General features: G+C 70.8%; 14 protein-coding genes and 1 tRNA gene. 1 reads left to right on the forward strand and 14 read right to left on the reverse strand.

Translation table 11 applies throughout. The annotated features are described in order from the left end of the window. Positions 1 to 220: 220 nt before the first annotated feature. The 13 genes from ACIBG6_RS14985 to ACIBG6_RS15045 all read right to left on the reverse strand — a co-directional run bounded on the left by ACIBG6_RS14985 (position 221) and on the right by ACIBG6_RS15045 (position 14,588). Complete coding sequence (locus ACIBG6_RS14985) at positions 221 to 868, reverse strand: protein-tyrosine-phosphatase (protein WP_399223005.1); 648 nt, start codon at positions 866 to 868, stop codon at positions 221 to 223. Then, positions 865 to 1,512: an L-threonylcarbamoyladenylate synthase gene (locus tag ACIBG6_RS14990; RefSeq protein ID WP_024761921.1), complete on the reverse strand. Its 648-nt coding sequence runs from the start codon at positions 1,510 to 1,512 to the stop codon at positions 865 to 867. Before ACIBG6_RS14990 ends, ACIBG6_RS14985 begins: the two co-directional genes overlap by 4 nt. 49 nt (positions 1,513 to 1,561) lie before the next feature. Next, entirely contained in the window at positions 1,562 to 2,407 is an 846-nt protein-coding gene (gene prmC / locus ACIBG6_RS14995) for a peptide chain release factor N(5)-glutamine methyltransferase (RefSeq protein ID WP_399223006.1), read from the reverse strand. A gap of 37 nt (positions 2,408 to 2,444) precedes the next feature. Next, a complete protein-coding gene (prfA, locus tag ACIBG6_RS15000) occupies positions 2,445 to 3,521 on the reverse strand; it encodes a peptide chain release factor 1 (RefSeq protein WP_399223007.1) in 1,077 nt (358 codons plus the stop codon). A 96-nt stretch (positions 3,522 to 3,617) separates the two neighbouring features. Then, a complete protein-coding gene (gene rpmE / locus ACIBG6_RS15005) occupies positions 3,618 to 3,839 on the reverse strand; it encodes a 50S ribosomal protein L31 (RefSeq protein WP_317599147.1) in 222 nt (73 codons plus the stop codon). 146 nt (positions 3,840 to 3,985) lie between these two features. After that, a complete protein-coding gene (locus tag ACIBG6_RS15010) occupies positions 3,986 to 5,083 on the reverse strand; it encodes an LCP family protein (protein ID WP_399223008.1) in 1,098 nt (365 codons plus the stop codon). Between the two features lie 206 nt (positions 5,084 to 5,289). Then, positions 5,290 to 7,374 carry a transcription termination factor Rho gene (gene rho, locus ACIBG6_RS15015; RefSeq protein WP_399223010.1) on the reverse strand — a complete coding sequence of 695 codons (2,085 nt, stop codon included), beginning with the start codon at positions 7,372 to 7,374 and terminating at the stop codon, positions 5,290 to 5,292. 432 nt (positions 7,375 to 7,806) lie between these two features. After that, complete coding sequence (gene thrB / locus ACIBG6_RS15020; protein ID WP_399223011.1) at positions 7,807 to 8,724, reverse strand: homoserine kinase; 918 nt, start codon at positions 8,722 to 8,724, stop codon at positions 7,807 to 7,809. Positions 8,725 to 9,082: 358 nt separating this feature from the next. Next, the gene (gene thrC / locus ACIBG6_RS15025) at positions 9,083 to 10,153 is read right to left on the reverse strand and encodes a threonine synthase (protein WP_399223012.1); all 1,071 of its coding nucleotides are present in this window, start codon (positions 10,151 to 10,153) and stop codon (positions 9,083 to 9,085) included. Between the two features lie 7 nt (positions 10,154 to 10,160). Further along, positions 10,161 to 11,453, reverse strand: a complete 1,293-nt coding sequence (locus ACIBG6_RS15030; protein ID WP_399223013.1) for a homoserine dehydrogenase — start codon at positions 11,451 to 11,453, stop codon at positions 10,161 to 10,163. A gap of 147 nt (positions 11,454 to 11,600) precedes the next feature. Then, positions 11,601 to 12,992 carry a diaminopimelate decarboxylase gene (gene lysA / locus ACIBG6_RS15035; RefSeq protein WP_399223014.1) on the reverse strand — a complete coding sequence of 464 codons (1,392 nt, stop codon included), beginning with the start codon at positions 12,990 to 12,992 and terminating at the stop codon, positions 11,601 to 11,603. An 18-nt stretch (positions 12,993 to 13,010) separates the two neighbouring features. After that, on the reverse strand, positions 13,011 to 13,973 hold the full coding sequence (gene nrtL / locus ACIBG6_RS15040) for an ArgS-related anticodon-binding protein NrtL (protein WP_399223015.1): 963 nt from the start codon (positions 13,971 to 13,973) through the stop codon (positions 13,011 to 13,013). An 81-nt stretch (positions 13,974 to 14,054) separates the two neighbouring features. Then, the gene (locus ACIBG6_RS15045; protein ID WP_399223017.1) at positions 14,055 to 14,588 is read right to left on the reverse strand and encodes a response regulator; all 534 of its coding nucleotides are present in this window, start codon (positions 14,586 to 14,588) and stop codon (positions 14,055 to 14,057) included. A gap of 160 nt (positions 14,589 to 14,748) precedes the next feature. On the opposite strand from ACIBG6_RS15045, the gene ACIBG6_RS15050 reads away from it, so the two are divergent. Further along, positions 14,749 to 14,820 (forward strand) — tRNA-Arg (locus ACIBG6_RS15050). A 213-nt stretch (positions 14,821 to 15,033) separates the two neighbouring features. Here ACIBG6_RS15050 and ACIBG6_RS15055 read toward each other — a convergent pair. Further along, the gene (locus ACIBG6_RS15055; RefSeq protein ID WP_399223365.1) at positions 15,034 to 16,533 is read right to left on the reverse strand and encodes a M4 family metallopeptidase; all 1,500 of its coding nucleotides are present in this window, start codon (positions 16,531 to 16,533) and stop codon (positions 15,034 to 15,036) included. Between the last annotated feature and the right edge of the window lie 9 nt (positions 16,534 to 16,542).

A 16,542-nucleotide genomic window follows, 5' to 3' on the forward strand; every position in this document is an offset into this window, starting at 1 on the left:
GGCGTCGGGCCGCTGCGGCGGCCTCCGACCGCCGGACCTGGCACCCGGCAGACGTCAATCGCGCGACGCGACACCCGTCAGCGCCGTCACCACAGGGTCCAGTGCCTGGTTGAGCCCCTCTTCTCGACGCGCCCCTCGCACCGCTCGGCCCCAAGAGGGCCTCCCCGGCGTCGGGCCGCTGCGGCGGCCTCCGACCGCCGGACCTGGCACCCGGCAGACGTCAATCGCGCGACGCGACACCCGTCAGCGCCGTCACCACAGGATCCAGTGCCTGGTTGATCTCGTCGCCGATCGAGCGGAAGAAGGTGATCGGGGCGCCGTACGGGTCGTTGACCTCGTCCGCGTCGACCGAGGGGGCGAGGAGCCACCCGCGTAGAGCCGCGGCAGCGCGGACCAGAGAGCGGGCGCGTTCGACCATGCCCTCGTCGCGCGGGTCCGGGAGCGTCGCGGGGTCGATCGCGCGGACCAGGCGGGTGAACTCCTTCAGGGTGAAGGTGCGCAGGCCCGCCGAGTGGCCCATCGAGATGACCTGGGCGCGGTGGTCGCGGGTCGCCGTGAGGACCAGGTCCGCGCGGATGACGTGCTCGTCGAGGAGCTCGCGCCCCACGAAGCCGCTGTAGTCCGCGCCGAAGTCGGCGAGGACCAGTTCGGCGTTGGCCTCCATGGGGGCGCCCTCGTGGCCCCACGTGCCCGCGCTCTCCACGATCAGGCCGCCGCCGAGAGGGTCGCCGAGGCGGTCGCACAGGGCATGGCGGGTCAGCCGCTCGGTGATCGGCGAGCGGCAGACGTTGCCGGTGCTGACGTGGAGGATGCGGAAGGTGCTGCTGTCGTCGAACCCCGCTATGCCACGCCCCTCAGGGGCGGTCAATGTGCCACCTCGAGGTCGGGTACGACCTTCCGGAGCTCCTCCGGGGACAGCGCGCCCTCGCGCAGCAGCACCGGCACCTTGCCCGTGACGTCGACGATGGAGGACGGGACGATGCCGGGCGTCGGGCCGCCGTCGAGGTAGACGGAGACGGAGTCGCCGAGCATCTGCTGGGCCGCGTCGCAGTCCTCCGGGGACGGGTGACCGGTGAGGTTCGCCGACGAGACGGCCATCGGGCCGACCTCGGTGAGCAGCTCGATGGCGACCGGGTGCAGCGGCATGCGGATGGCGACGGTGCCCCGCGTGTCGCCCAGGTCCCACTGGAGGGAGGGCTGGTGCTTGGCGACGAGGGTGAGCGCGCCGGGCCAGAAGGCGTCGACGAGCTCCCAGGCGTGCTCGGAGAAGTCCGTGACCAGGCCGTGCAGGGTGTTCGGGGAGCCGATGAGCACGGGCGTGGGCATGTTGCGGCCCCGGCCCTTGGCGGCCAGGAGGTCCGCGACGGCCTCGCTGCTGAAGGCGTCCGCCCCGATCCCGTACACGGTGTCGGTGGGCAGCACGACCAGTTCGCCCCGGCGGACGGCGGACGCGGCCTCGCGCAGACCGGTCACACGATCGGTGGCCTCGTTGCAGTCGTATCGCCGTGCCATCAGTTCCCGGCCTCCTCGTACGCGTGGTTCGTCATGGCAGTCGTGCCGGTCATGGCATCGCCTTGCGGGCGGTCGCGAAGCGCGGCCGGTTGTTCAGGTCCGGGTGGTCGGCGGCGTCGGCCCAGCCGGCCTCTTCGTTGAAGATCCACGGCACCTGCCCGCCCTGGGTGTCCGCGTGCTCGATGACGACGAGGCCGCCGGGGCGGAGGAGCCGGTGGGCGGTGCGCTCGATGCCGCGGATGGTGTCGAGGCCGTCCTCGCCGGAGAAGAGGGCCATCTCCGGGTCGTGGTCGCGGGCCTCGGGTGCCACGTACTCCCACTCGGTGAGCGGGATGTACGGCGGGTTGGAGATGACCAGGTCGACCTGGCCGTCCAGCTCCGGGAGGGCCCTCAGCGCGTCGCCCTGGTGGACGGTGACGCGGGAGCCCTCGGCGTTCTTCCGGGTCCAGACGAGGGCGTCGTCGGAGAGCTCCACCGCGTGCACGCGCGAGCGCGGGACCTCCTGCGCCATGGCGAGGGCGATGGCCCCGGAGCCGGTGCAGAGGTCGACGATGAGCGGTTCGACGACGTCCATGGCGCGTACGGCGTCTATGGCCCAGCCGACGACCGACTCGGTCTCGGGGCGGGGCACGAAGACGCCGGGCCCCACCTGGAGCTCCAGGTAGCGGAAGAACGCCCGGCCGGTGATGTGCTGGAGCGGTTCGCGGGCCTCGCGGCGGGCGATCGTCTCCCAGTAGCGGGCGTCGAAGTCCGCGTCCTTGACGTTGTGCAGCTCCCCCCGCTTGACGCCGTGCACGAACGCGGCGAGCTCCTCCGCGTCGAAACGCGGTGAGGGCACGCCGGCGTCGGCCAGCCGCTGGGTGGCCTGGGCCACCTCGGCAAGCAGCAGGTTCACGCTGGTCCTCCGTGGTGCGGGGTGGGGCTTACGGAACTTACGCCGCGGCCAGCTTGGCGGCCGAGTCGGCGTCGACACACGCCTGGATCATCGCGTCCAGGTCGCCGTCGAGCACCTGGTCCAAGTTGTACGCCTTGAAGCCGACGCGGTGGTCCGAGATGCGGTTCTCCGGGAAGTTGTACGTCCGGATCTTCTCGGAGCGGTCGACGGTACGGACCTGGCTGCGACGGGCGTCGGCGGCCTTGGACTCGGCCTCCTCCTGCGCGGCGGCGAGCAGCCGGGAGCGCAGGATACGCATGGCCTGCTCCTTGTTCTGGAGCTGGCTCTTCTCGTTCTGGCAGGAGGCGACGATGCCGGTCGGCAGGTGGGTGATGCGGACGGCGGAGTCGGTGGTGTTGACCGACTGGCCGCCGGGGCCCGACGAGCGGTAGACGTCGATGCGCAGGTCGTTGGCGACGATCTCGACCTCGACCTCCTCGGCCTCGGGCGTGACGAGCACGCCGGCGGCGGAGGTGTGGATGCGGCCGGCGGACTCGGTCGCGGGCACGCGCTGCACGCGGTGGACGCCGCCCTCGTACTTCAGGCGCGCCCAGACGCCCTGGCCGGGCTCGGTGGCGCCGTTGCCGCCCTTGGTCTTCACGGCGACCTGGACGTCCTTGTAGCCGCCGAGCTCGGACTCCGTGGCGTCGATGATCTCGGTCTTCCAGCCGACGCGCTCGGCGTACCGGAGGTACATGCGGAGCAGGTCGCCGGCGAAGAGGGCGGACTCGTCGCCGCCGGCGCCCGCCTTGATCTCCAGGATGACGTCCTTGTCGTCGCTGGGGTCGCGCGGGACGAGCAGGAGGCGGAGCTTCTCGGTGAGCTCCTCCCGCTGCTTGTCCAGCAGCTTGACCTCGGCGGCGAAGTCGGGATCGTCGTGCGCGAACTCGCGGGCCGTCTCGATGTCGTCACCGGTCTGCTTCCAGGAGCGGTAGGTGGCGACGATCGGGGTCAGCTCGGCGTAGCGCTTGTTCAGCTTGCGCGCGTTCGCCTGATCGGCGTGGACCGAAGGGTCCGCGAGCTTCGTCTCGAGATCGGCGTGTTCGCCGACCAGTTCCTCGACCGCCTCGAACATCGGGGGCTCCTGGGTTTTCGTCAGTTGCTACGGGGACGGCAAAGCGCCGGTCCCGGCCACCCGCGCGGGGCGACCGTGGACCGGCGCAGGGGCTCGCTACTTCGCGGCGGAGCCGGCCTTGCCGAAGCGGGCCTCGAAGCGGGCCACGCGGCCGCCGGTGTCGAGGATCTTCTGCTTGCCCGTGTAGAACGGGTGGCACTCGGAGCAGACCTCGGCACGGATGGTGCCCTCGGTCAGCGTGCTCCGGGTGGTGAACGACGCGCCACAGGTGCAGCTGACCTGGGTCTCGACGTACTGGGGGTGAATCTCGCGCTTCAAGGTGTCTCCTAGTTTCGGGAGGGCACCGGGTCGCCGCCGCGGGTTGCGGGCAACGTGAACCGGGGCCGACGTACCAGTCTGCCAGGACCGGCCGCATCTCCCCAAACCGGGGTCCGGCCGAAAGTATTCCTCGGTTGTCCGGGGAGCTACTTCACGACGCCGTCCGCCTTGCCCGTGGCGGCGTCCTTCGTCGCCGACGCGGGGATCGGCTTGTCGGTCTTGAGGGCGGTCCAGACCTGCTGGGACTGGGCTTCCAGCGGGATGACGCGGTTGGGGTCGGCGGGGTCGTACTCGACCGGCAGCGTGACCATGTGGACGTTCTGGGGGCCGATTCCGGAGAGGCCCTGGGCGAAGCCCATGAGCTCCTGGACGGAGTCGAGGTCGGAGTCCGGGGTGATGGCCTTGGTGGCTGCGTCGGCGAGGTCGAGGAGCTTCGCCGGGTTGGTGAGGACGCCGACGTCCTTGACCTGGTCGATGAAGGCCTTCATGAAGGCCTGCTGGAGCTGGATGCGGCCGAGGTCGCTGCCGTCGCCGACGCTCTTGCGGGTGCGGACGAGGCCGAGGGACTGTTCGCCGTCGAGGGTGTGGGTGCCCGGGGCGAGGTCGAGGTGGCTCTTGGAGTCCTGGATCGGCTGGGTGGTGGTGATCTCCACGCCGCCGAGTTCGTCGATGAGCTTCTTGAAGCCGGTGAAGTCGACCTCGATGTAGTGGTCCATGCGGATGCCGGACATCGCCTCGACGGTCTTGACGGCGCAGGCCGGGCCGCCGACCTCGTACGCGGTGTTGAACATCGCGCGCTGCTCGCCGGGGACGGACGTGCCCTTGCCGTCGGTGCACTGCGGCCGGTCGACGAGGGTGTCGCGGGGGACGGAGACCACGCCGGCCTTCTTGTGGCCCTCGTAGACGTGGACGATCATCGCGGTGTCGGAGCGGGCGCCGCCCTCGTCCTCGCCGTACGCGGCGTTGTCGCCGGAGCGGGAGTCGGAGCCGAGGACGAGGATGTCCATGGAGCCGTTGTCGACGTCGTCGGGGCGCTCGGTGCCGAGCTGGGCGTTGATGTCGACGCCCTTGATGTTGCCGTCGAGCTTGACGTACACGTAGCCCAGTCCGGCCCCGCCCAGGACGAGGACCGCGGCGGCCCCCGACAGGAGGATCGTCAGGCGGCGTCGGCGCTTCGCGGGCGGCTTGCGGCGGCGGCCGCGTCCCGCGCCGGATATTCGGCCGCTGTTGTTCTGCTCGGTCATCGTCTTCCCTCGGGCCTTCGGTTCACCATGTGTGACGGCGAAGCGCCCAAAAGGGTTGCATACGGACCTGTGAGGTTTCGGCGGGCAACGCACTGCGCCCACCGTGCGGGGCACGGTGGGCGCAGTGGTTTACGCAGGTCACGACTGGGTTACGAGACCGGGGTCTCGCCCTTGTCGTGCGACGCGCGTGTGACGCAGGTCACACGTCAGTCGTCGTTCTTGCCGCCAGGCGTCGTCTTCTGGATCTGGAGCAGGAACTCGCCGTTCGACTTCGTCTGCTTCATCTTGTCGAGGAGCAGCTCGATCGCCTGCTGCTGGTCGAGCGCGTGCAGCACACGGCGCAGCTTCCAGGTGACGGCGAGCTCGTCGGCGCCGAGCAGGATCTCTTCCTTGCGGGTACCGGACGCGTCGACGTCCACCGCCGGGAAGATGCGCTTGTCGGCGAGCTTCCGGTCGAGCTTGAGCTCCATGTTGCCGGTGCCCTTGAACTCCTCGAAGATCACCTCGTCCATGCGCGAACCGGTGTCGACGAGCGCGGTGGCGAGGATGGTCAGCGAGCCGCCGTCCTCGATGTTGCGCGCGGCACCGAAGAAGCGCTTCGGCGGGTAGAGCGCGGTCGAGTCGACACCACCGGACAGGATGCGGCCGGAGGCCGGCGCCGCGAGGTTGTACGCGCGGCCCAGGCGGGTGATCGAGTCGAGCAGGACGACGACGTCGTGCCCCAGCTCCACGAGACGCTTGGCGCGCTCGATGGCCAGCTCGGCGACCGTCGTGTGGTCCTCGGCCGGACGGTCGAAGGTCGAGGAGATGACCTCGCCCTTGACCGACCGCTGCATGTCGGTGACCTCTTCCGGACGCTCGTCGACCAGGACGACCATCAGGTGGCACTCGGGGTTGTTGACCGTGATCGCGTTGGCGATCGCCTGCATGATCATGGTCTTGCCGGTCTTCGGCGGGGCCACGATCAGACCGCGCTGGCCCTTGCCGATCGGCGCGACGAGGTCGATGATCCGGGTCGTCAGGACGCCCGGGTCGGTCTCCAGACGGAGCCGGTCCTGCGGGTAGAGCGGGGTCAGCTTGTTGAACTCCGGGCGGCCGCGGCCGGAGTCGGCCGCCATGCCGTTCGCGGAGTCCAGGCGGACCAGCGCGTTGAACTTCTCGCGGCGCTCGCCGTCCTTCGGCTGACGCACGGCACCGGTGACGTGGTCACCCTTGCGCAGGCCGTTCTTGCGGACCTGGGCGAGGGAGACGTACACGTCGTTCGGGCCGGGCAGGTAGCCCGAGGTCCGGATGAACGCGTAGTTGTCGAGGATGTCGAGGATGCCCGCGACGGGGATCAGGACGTCGTCGTCGGAGACCTGCGGCTCGCCGGCCTGGAAGTCGTCACGGCCACGACGGCCACGACGGTCGCGGTAGCGACCGCGACGGCCACGACGGCCACCGTCCTCGTCGAAGTCGTCCTGGGGGCCGGACTGCTGGCCACCCTGCTGACCCTGACCCTGGCCCTGGCCCTGGCTCTGACCCTGGCCCTGCTGGCCCTGACCCTGGCCGCCCTGACGCTGGCGCTGGCCGCCCTGGCCACCGCCCTGCTGCTCGTCGCCCTTGCCGCGGTCGCGCTGACGGTCGCGGCGGTCGCGGCGCTCGCCACGCTCCCCGCGCTCGCCGCGCTCGCCGCGGTCACGGCGGCCTCGGCCCTCGGCGCCGTCGACGGCACCCTCGGCCTTGGCGTCGGCCTGCGTGTCGGCCTTGACCTCGGTACGGGTCTCGGCGCGGGCCTCGGTCTTGACGACCTGGGCGGCCTCGGCCTTGGCCTCGCCCTCCGGCGAACCGGCGGGGGCGGTGGCGCGACGACGACGGCGCTCACCGGCCGGCTGGTCGTCACTGGCAGGCTGACCCGGGATGTCGATCTGCTGCTGGGCGACGGCCTTCTCGGCCTTCTCCGCCTGGGGCGCGGCGGCCTCGGCCGCGGTCTCGCCCGTACGGGTCTTGGAGGTGGCGCGGCGCTTCGGCTTGGTCTCAGCGGCCTCGGCGGTCTTGGCGGGGGCGGCGTTGCCGCCACCGGCCTGCGCCTCCTTGATGACCTCGATCAGCTGGCTCTTGCGCATACGCGCGGTGCCCCTGATGCCGAGGCCGGACGCGACCTGCTGCAGCTCGGCCAGGACCATGCCGTCGAGGCCGGTGCCGGAGCGGCGGCGCCGTGCGGTGCCGCCGGTGGCAGCACCTGCGGCGGGCGCGGCGGTGTCGACACTGTTGTCGGCAGTCACGCCCATCAGATCGGTGGTGTCGCTCACGAAGGGTCCTTCCCTGGAGCGGACGTCGGCCATCTGGCTCGGCGACCGGTTGTGCTGTCCGGCAGGGTCCTGGCTTGTGGACCGTGTCCGGGGCGGTGGTCCCGCCGGGTACGGCGGAGAGAGAAACGTGCTGTGGGTCCGGCCCGAGCGCCCCACTGCTCGGCCCTCACTGCGAAAGAGCGAGGGGTGTCGTGCCGGTTCCGGAGCGTGCTCGAAACTGCTCAGGCAGGCTGCTCAGGCAGTTGGGGAGGCTCCCGGAAGAATCGGTGGTCCCTGATGGGGACACTCAGCACCGCGCCACAAAGGCGCCGGGTGCTGACTTGAGGTTAACACTACCGGCTCCGACAAACATTCCCCCTCTCCCTCACCGGCAATCTCGTGTCCGGAGCACTGCGGGGAGGGGCGCTGCCCGGCGCCCCCCGCCGCCGCGCCCTAGGGCGCCAGTGGCAGCACGCTCGCTCCGGACGCGTCGAGGTCGAGCCGGTTCGCGGCCCAGCCCTCGCCCGCCAGTCGGGCGACCTTGTCGGCCGTCCCGTGTTCGGCCAGCGCGAGCACCGTGGGGCCCGCGCCGGAGATGACCGCGGGGACGCCGTCCGCGCGCAGTCGGTTCACAAGAGCGATGCTCTCCGGCATCGCGGGGGCCCGGTACTCCTGGTGCAGCCGGTCCTCGGTGGCCGCGAGCAGCAGCTCCGGGCGACGGGTCAGGGCCTCGACGAGGAGCGCGGCGCGCCCGGCGTTGGATGCGGCGTCAACGTGCGGGACGGTGCGCGGCAGAAGTCCGCGGGCGGTCTCGGTCAGTACGGGCTTTCCGGGAACGAAAACCACCGGAACGATGGAATCCGAGGGATCCATCCTGATCGCCCGCGCGGCTCCGGACTCGGTCCAGGCGAGCGTGAATCCGCCGAGCAGACAGGCGGCGACGTTGTCGGGGTGGCCCTCGATCTCGGTGGCGAGTTCGAGCAGGGCCGCCTCGTCGAGCTTCGTGTCCCCGCCTATGGTCACGGCGCGGGCGGCGACGATACCGGCGCAGATGGCGGCGGAGGAGGAGCCGAGGCCGCGGCCGTGCGGGATGCGGTTGGCGCAGACGACCTCGAGGCCGCGCGGCTGCCCGCCGAGCAGGTCGAAGGCCGTGCGCAGGGACCGTACGAGCAGGTGGCTCTCGTCGCGCGGGAGGGTCTCGGCACCCTCGCCGGCGATGTCGACGTGCAGCCCCGAGTCGGCGACACGGACGACGACGTCGTCGTAGAGGCCCAGCGACAGGCCGAAGGCGTCGAAGCCCGGGCCGAGATTGGCGCTGGTGGCGGGGACGCGCACCCGTACGGCGGCGGCGCGGAACGCTGGACCGGCCATCGCTCGATGACTCTCCTTGATTGCGACAACGGTGTTTCGGACAGCAGGTGTTGCGGACGAAAGACGGTGCGGACCGAAGGTGGTGCGGACCGCGGGTGTTTCGGACAGCGGGTATTCACGACAGGTACACGGGGACCCGGGGTCCGTTTCGGCCTTGGGGGCGACAACGGCAACAACACCGCGCATATGCGTCGGGGCGGGTTCGGTACAGCCTATCGAAGGAAGGTTCTGTCGCGACATAGGGCGCACAGGAGGCGCACGATGCGTGTCGCGAGCCAACCTGTGCGCCTATGTACGTTCCTGATCGGGTTTCGATCAGTGCTTCACCCCGCGCGAGAGGCGGGGTGAAGCGGTGGGATCAGGCCAGACCGAGACGCTCGGCGGCGGCCGCGGCGTCGACCGGGACGGTCACCGGCTGCGGCGCGCCGGCCACGGCCCAGTCGGGGTCCTTCAGGCCATTGCCCGTGACGGTGCAGACGATCCTCTGGCCCGGGTCGACCTTGCCCTGCTCGGCGGCCTTCAGCAGACCGGCGACCGAGGCGGCCGAGGCGGGCTCGACGAAGACGCCCTCCTGGGCGGCCAACAGACGGTAGGCGCGCAGGATCTCACGGTCCGTCACCTCGTCGATGAAGCCGCCCGACTCGTCGCGCGCGGCGATCGCGTAGTCCCAGGAGGCCGGGTTGCCGATGCGGATCGCGGTGGCGATCGTCGACGGGTCCTTGACGATCTCGCCGCGCACGAGCGGCGCGGAGCCGGAGGCCTGGAAGCCCCACATGCGCGGCCGGTGCGTGGACATGGCGTCGGCGGCGTACTCGGTGTACCCCTTCCAGTACGCCGTGATGTTGCCGGCGTTGCCCACGGGCAGGACGTGGATGTCGGGCGCGTCGCCCAGCATGTCCACGATCTCGAACGCGGCGGTCTTCTGGCCCTCGATGCGGACCGGGTTGACCGAATTGACCAGCGCCACCGGGTAGTTCTCGGAGAGGCTGCGGGCCAGCGTCAGGCAGTCGTCGAAGTTGCCGTCGACCTGGAGGATCTTCGCGCCGTGCACGAGGGCCTGGCCCATCTTGCCGAGCGCGATCTTGCCCTGCGGCACGAGGACGGCGCAGACCATCCCGGCGCGCACCGCGTAGGCCGCCGCCGAGGCGGAGGTGTTGCCGGTGGAGGCGCAGATGACGGCCTGCGCGCCCTCCTCCTTGGCCCTCGTGATGGCCATGGTCATGCCCCGGTCCTTGAAGGAGCCGGTGGGGTTGGCGCCCTCGACCTTGAGGTGCACCTCGCAGCCCGTGCGCTCGGAGAGGACCTGAGCGGGGACGAGCGGCGTGCCGCCCTCACGGAGCGTGACGACCGGCGTCGTGTCCGTGACCGGAAGGCGGTCCCGGTACTCCTCGATGATGCCGCGCCACTGGTGGGTGCCCTTGCTGGTCATGGGTCCTTTACTCCCCTTCAACACGCATGATGCTGGCGACACCGCGCACGGTGTCGAGCTTCCGCAGCGCGTCGACGGTCCCGGAGAGGGCGGCGTCGTGCGCGCGGTGGGTGACGACGACGAGAGAGGCCTCGCCGTCCTTTCCCTGCTGGCGGACCGTGTCGATCGACACGCCGTGCTCGGCGAAGACCGTCGCGACCTGGGCGAGGACGCCCGGCTTGTCGGCCACGTCGAGGCTGATGTGGTACCGCGTCACCACGTCGCCCATGGGGCTCACGGGCAGCTGGGTGTACGCGGACTCGCCGGGGCCGGTGGCCTCGTTGAGCTTGTTGCGGCACACGGCGACGAGGTCGCCGAGGACGGCCGAGGCCGTCGGGGCGCCGCCGGCGCCGGGGCCGTAGAACATGAGCTGACCGGCGGCGTCGGCCTCGACGAAGACCGCGTTGTACGCCTCGCGGACGGAGGCCAGCGGGTGGCTCAGCGGGATCATCGCCGGGTGCACGCGCGCGGTGACGGACTCGCCGTCGGCGGCCCGCTCGCAGATCGCGAGGAGCTTGACGGTGCAGCCCATCTGCTTCGCCGAGGCGAAGTCGGCGGCGGTGACCTCGGTCATGCCCTCGCGGTAGACGTCGTCGAGACGCACGCGCGTGTGGAAGGCGATCCCGGCGAGGATGGCGGCCTTGGCGGCCGCGTCGAAGCCCTCGACGTCGGCGGTCGGGTCGGCCTCGGCGTACCCGAGGGCGGTGGCCTCGTCGAGCGCCTCGCTGTATCCGGCTCCCGACGTGTCCATCTTGTCGAGGATGAAGTTCGTCGTGCCGTTGACGATGCCCATCACGCGGTTGATCTTGTCGCCGGCGAGCGACTCGCGGAGCGGCCGGATGAGGGGAATGGCCCCCGCGACGGCGGCTTCGTAGTACAGGTCCTGCCCGTGCTGCTGGGCGGCGGCGTAGAGCGTCGCGCCGTCCTGCGCGAGGAGCGCCTTGTTCGCGGAGACCACGGAGGCGCCGTGCTCGAAGGCGGTGGTGATGAGGGTGCGGGCGGGCTCGATCCCGCCGATGACCTCGACGACGACGTCGATGTCGCCCCGTTTGACGAGGGCGGTCGCGTCGGTGGTGATCAGCTCGGCCGGGATGCCCCCGCGGACCTTGTCCGGGCGGCGGACGGCGACGCCGGCGAGCTCGACCGGGGCGCCGATGCGCGCGGCGAGGTCGTCGGCGTGCGTCGTCATGATGCGCGCCACCTCTGAGCCGACCACTCCACAGCCCAGCAGCGCCACCTTCAGCGGACGCGTACGCATCATCCGACCTCTTTCTCGTACTTCTGCTTCGTATCTCTACGTTCGTATTTCTACGGTGGAACCAGTCTCACTCACCGGACGGGGGTTTCCGCCCCCTGTCCGGATCCTGAGACATCTATTTCATCACTCGACTATTACTCGACTATTTCATCACCCGACGTCGAGGCGCAGGAGATCTTCCTCCGTCTCGCGCCGGACGATCACACGGGCCTCGCCGTCGCGGACGGCGACGACGGGCGGCCGGAGCGCGTGGTTGTAGTTGCTGGCCATGGAGCGGCAGTACGCGCCGGTGGCGGGCACGGCGATGAGGTCGCCGGGCGCCAGGTCGGCCGGCAGGAACGCGTCCCGTACGACGATGTCACCGCTCTCGCAGTGCTTGCCGACGACCCGGGAGAGCATCGGCTCGGCGTCGCTGGTCCGCGAGACGAGGCTGACGCTGTACTCGGCGTCGTACAGGGCGGTGCGGATGTTGTCCGACATGCCGCCGTCGACGCTCACGTACGTCCGCAGCCCTTCAAGGGGCTTGATGGTGCCGACCCGGTAGAGCGTGAAGGCGGTCGGCCCGACGATGGCGCGCCCGGGCTCGACGGAGATGCGAGGCGTGGCGAGACCGGCGGACTCGCACTCCCGCGTCACGATCTCGCCGAGCGCCTTGGCGATCTCGTGCGGCTCGCGCGGGTCGTCGTCGGAGGTGTACGCGATGCCGAGGCCGCCGCCGAGGTCGATCTCGGGCAGCTCGACGCCGTGCTCGTCACGTACTTCGGCGAGCAGCTGGACGACGCGCCGCGCGGACACTTCGAAGCCGGCCATGTCGAAGATCTGCGACCCGATGTGCGAGTGGATGCCGATGAGCTCGAGCCCGTCGAGCTTCAGCGCGCGGCGCACGGCTTCGGCGGCCTGTCCCCCGGCGAGCGCGATGCCGAACTTCTGGTCCTCGTGCGCGGTGGCGATGAACTCGTGCGTGTGGGCCTCGACGCCGACGGTGACCCGGATCTGCACCCGCTGCCGCTTGCCGAGCGACTGGGCGATGTGCGCGACCCGCACGATCTCCTGGAAGGAGTCGAGCACGATGCGCCCGACACCGGCCTCGACGGCCGTGCGGATCTCGTCCTCGCTCTTGTTGTTGCCGTGGAAGGCGATGCGCTCGGCGGGCATGCCGGCGGACAGCGCGGTGGTGAGCTCGCCCCCCGAACACACGTCAAGATTCAGCCCCTCCTCCTTCAGCCATCGCACGATGGCCCGGGAGAGGAACGCCTTGCCGGCGTAGAACACGTCGGCGTCCGTGCCGAAGGCGTCGGCCCAGGCACGGCAGCGGGCGCGGAAGTCGGTCTCGTCGAGGAAGTAGGCGGGCGTGCCGAACTCCTCGGCGAGCGCGTCGACCCCGATCCCGCCGACGGTGACGACCCCCCGCTCGTCCCGGCTGACGGTCCTGGCCCAGACCTTCGGGTCGAGGACGTTGAGGTCGGCGGGCGGCGCGGAGTAGTGGCCCTCGGTGAGGACGTCTGCGTGGCGGGGCCCTGCGGGGTGGGCGGAACGGCTCATGTCTGTTCTTCTGCTCTTTCAGATCCGGTCGGGTGCGCTGATGCCGAGCACGGAGAGGCCACCGGCGAGCACCGTCCCGGCGGCTTCGGCGAGCGCCAGCCGGGAGCGGTGGGCGGCCGAGGGTTTCTCGTCGCCGAGCGGCAGAACGGTGTGCTGGAACGCGAGCAGCGCGTCGGCGATGGCTTCCAGGTGCCGGGCGACCCGGTCGGGGGCGCGGTGGCGGGCGGCGGCGAGGAGGACGACGGGGTGGTCGCCGAGGGCGCCGAGAAGTTCGGGCGCGTCGACGGGAACCTCGCAGGCGGGGCTGACGCCGAGCTGCTCCCCGTTGACGAGCATCCTCCGCACCCGCGAGTACGCGTAGCGCACCCGGAAGAGGGAGTTGCGCTCGTGCTGGGCGAGGAGGGGCGCCCCGTCGAGGGGCCGGTCGTGCGGCGCGGCCCGCAGGAGGGCCCACCGGGCGGCGTCGCGCCCGAGCGTCTCCTCTTCGTACGCCCCGGGATGGACGTACACCCGCTCGCTCCCCCCGAAGCCGACATCGGCTCCCTGGGAACGCAGCAGCCGGACGACGACGTCGGTCACGAGGACGCCGCGCGACTCTGTCACCTCGGCGAAGCGGACGGTGGTGCCGGCGAGGACGTCACCATGCCCGTACGAGGCTCCGCCGCAGAGGATCGTACGAACGAGCTCACTCCCCGCATCACCACGAAGGCTGAAGTTCAGGAACCCGGGCCCGGTGATCTCGACACCGCGGAGCCCGGGAGCATCACGGAGCCGTTCCTCGATGATTCCGGCGACCTCACGCGCACTGCGTCCGGCGGACCTGGCAAGCGTGAGCGCGACGTTACTGGCGTACTCCCCGGAGCCGCCGGGCCGGGCCCGCTCGACCTTGACCCGCGGGGGCACCTCGACCCGCAGCGCACCATCGTCGACCGCACGGCGCACGGCGTGCAGCACGGTGAGGGAGAGGTCCGCGGGGGTCACGGGACAAGCGTAGGGGAGGAGGGGGGTCCGAACGCGAACCGGTTTCGCCATGCGGGCACCCGGATCCCGCCCACGCACTCCTCAGTGAGCGCCGGGCGCACTCCCGAGGCGCCGGGATTGATCCCGCGCGTCCTGCCGCGCGTCCTCCCGAGTGGTGTCCTGCCGGGAGTCCTGCCGCCCGTCATCTGCGGGCGGCTCCTCTCCCCCGTCCGGCCCGGTGGCCTCCCGGCGCTCCCGGCGCTCGTGGTGCATCAACTGCCGTACGACACGGACGAGCTCGGAGGGCTCGAAGGGCTTGGCGAGAAAGGCGTCGACACCGGAACCGACCCCACCGGCCGCCTCGTGTTCACCGCAGGCGCTGATGATCGCCACCGGCAGATGTCTGGTCCGCGGATCGGCGCGCAGCCGCTCGGCCGTCTTGATCCCGTCCAAGCGGGGCATGACGACGTCCAGGGTGACGACATCAGGACAGACCTGATGTACGACATCCAGACACTCGGCACCATCGGCCGCGGTCACGACCTCGAACCCCTCGAGTTCGAGATTGACCCTGATCAACTGCCGGATCACCTTGTTGTCGTCGACAACGAGCACCCGACCGGACACGCCTGACACACGAATGAGAGTAGGACGCCCCGAGGGGCTGCGTCCGGGTTTTGCCCACTTCCGACCCGTGCGAGGGACCCAGCGCCTGGTGACACCACGGAAATACCTGTTCACAGGCACGCCCGACGAGCTGGTAGGGTTCTACCCGTCGCCGCCGAACGCGGCGGACGCCCCCGTAGCTCAGGGGATAGAGCAACGGCCTCCGGAGCCGTGTGCGCAGGTTCGAATCCTGCCGGGGGCACTTCGCAAGAAGTGCCACACAGACCCCGTGATCAGCGGAAACGCTGAGAACGGGGTCTTGTTGTATGTGCGGGCGGGTGCAGGGCTGAGCCCCTGCGGGTCGCGGACGTCAACGCCGCCTACGAGGAGCTGCGTTCCGCCGGGGCGAAGCGGCGGGGCCGCCCGGCAGGTGCGTGGTGCCGGGCGGCCCTGGGGTGTCTCGGTGAGGTGCGGGTTACTTGACGTTGATCGCCGTCCAGGCCTTGGCGACCGCCGTGTACTCCGGGCTCGTTGCGCCGTAGAGGTCCGTGGCTGCCGAGAGGGTGGCCGTGCGGGCGCCCGCGTAGTTGGTGGAGGAGGTCATGTAGGTGGAGAGGGCCTTGTACCAGATCTTGTAGGCCTTCTGGCGGCCGATGCCCGCGAGGGTGGAGCCGTCGTAGGTCGCGGAGGAGTGGACCACGCCGTTGATCGTCTTCGTGCCGCTGCCTTCGGCGAGCAGGTAGAAGAAGTGGTTCGCCGGGCCCGAGGAGTAGTGGACGTCGAGGCGACCGACCGAGCTGGACCAGTAGTCGGCGGAGTTGCCGTCCTTGCTGGGCTTGTCCATGTAGCGGAGCGGGGTGCCGTTGCCGCGGATGTCGATCTTCTCGCCGATGAGGTAGTCGCCGGCGTCGGTGGCGCTGCCCGCGTAGAACTCGACCGAGGTGCCCAGGATGTCGGAGGTGGCCTCGTTGAGGCCGCCCGACTCCTTGCTGTAGCGGAGGTTCGCGGTGGCGGCGGTCAGGCCGTGGGACATCTCGTGGCCCGCGACGTCGAGGGAGGTGAGGGGCTTGAGGTTGCCCGCGCCGTCGCCGTACGTCATGCAGAAGCAGGAGTCCGACCAGAAGGCGTTGACGTACGCGTTGCCGTAGTGGACGCGCGAGTAGGCGGCGACGCCGTCTCCGCGGATGCCGTTGCGGCCCAGTTCGTTCTTGTAGAAGTCCCAGGTGACGGCCGCACCGTAGTGGGCGTCCGCGGCGGCGGTCTCCCGGTTCGTCGCCAGGCCGTTGCCCCAGGTGTCCGTGCCGTTGGTGAAGAGGGAGCCGGTGCCGTTGGTGCCGCCGTTGAGGTCGTACGTCTTGTGGCCGCCGCGCGTCGCGTCCGTGAGGGTGTACGAGGGCGCCGTGCCGAGCGTGACCTGGCCGCTGTACTGGGTGTTGCCGGTGCCCGTCTCGATCGCCTCGTAGGAGTAGAGCTCCTTGCCCGTGGCGGCGTCGGTGATCACGTGGCGCTCGCTCGGGGTGCCGTCCGGCTGGGTGCCCGTGACGGTCGTCTCCCAGGCGAGCGTCGGCTTTCCGGTGGCTGCCCAGATCACCTTGCGGGCCGTGCTCCTCGCCGTCGCCGCCGGGGCCTCGGCCTCGGTCGTCGGCACCGATATTCGGGCGCCGGTGGCCTTCGTCGTCGCGCGCGAGCCGTTCTTCTTCTGGTGGACGACCAGATCGCCGCCCAGGACCGGCAGACCTTCGTACGTGCGCTCGTAGCGCGTGTGGACCGTGCCGTCGGCGTCCTTGACGACGTCCCGGACGAGCAGCTTCTCGCGGTCGGCGAGGCCGATCGCCTTGGCGGTGGCGGCGGCTCCCGCCTGCGCCTCCTGGACGGCCGCGGCGCGCTGCGGTCCGGTGAGGACGAGTGCGGTGGCGCCCGCCTCGCGCTGGGCGTCGGCGCTGGCGGATCCGGTCTGGACTCCTACGACGAGCATGGCCGCCGA

This window comes from Streptomyces sp. NPDC050842 (genome assembly GCF_044456565.1).
In the GTDB taxonomy this organism is placed as follows: domain Bacteria; phylum Actinomycetota; class Actinomycetes; order Streptomycetales; family Streptomycetaceae; genus Streptomyces.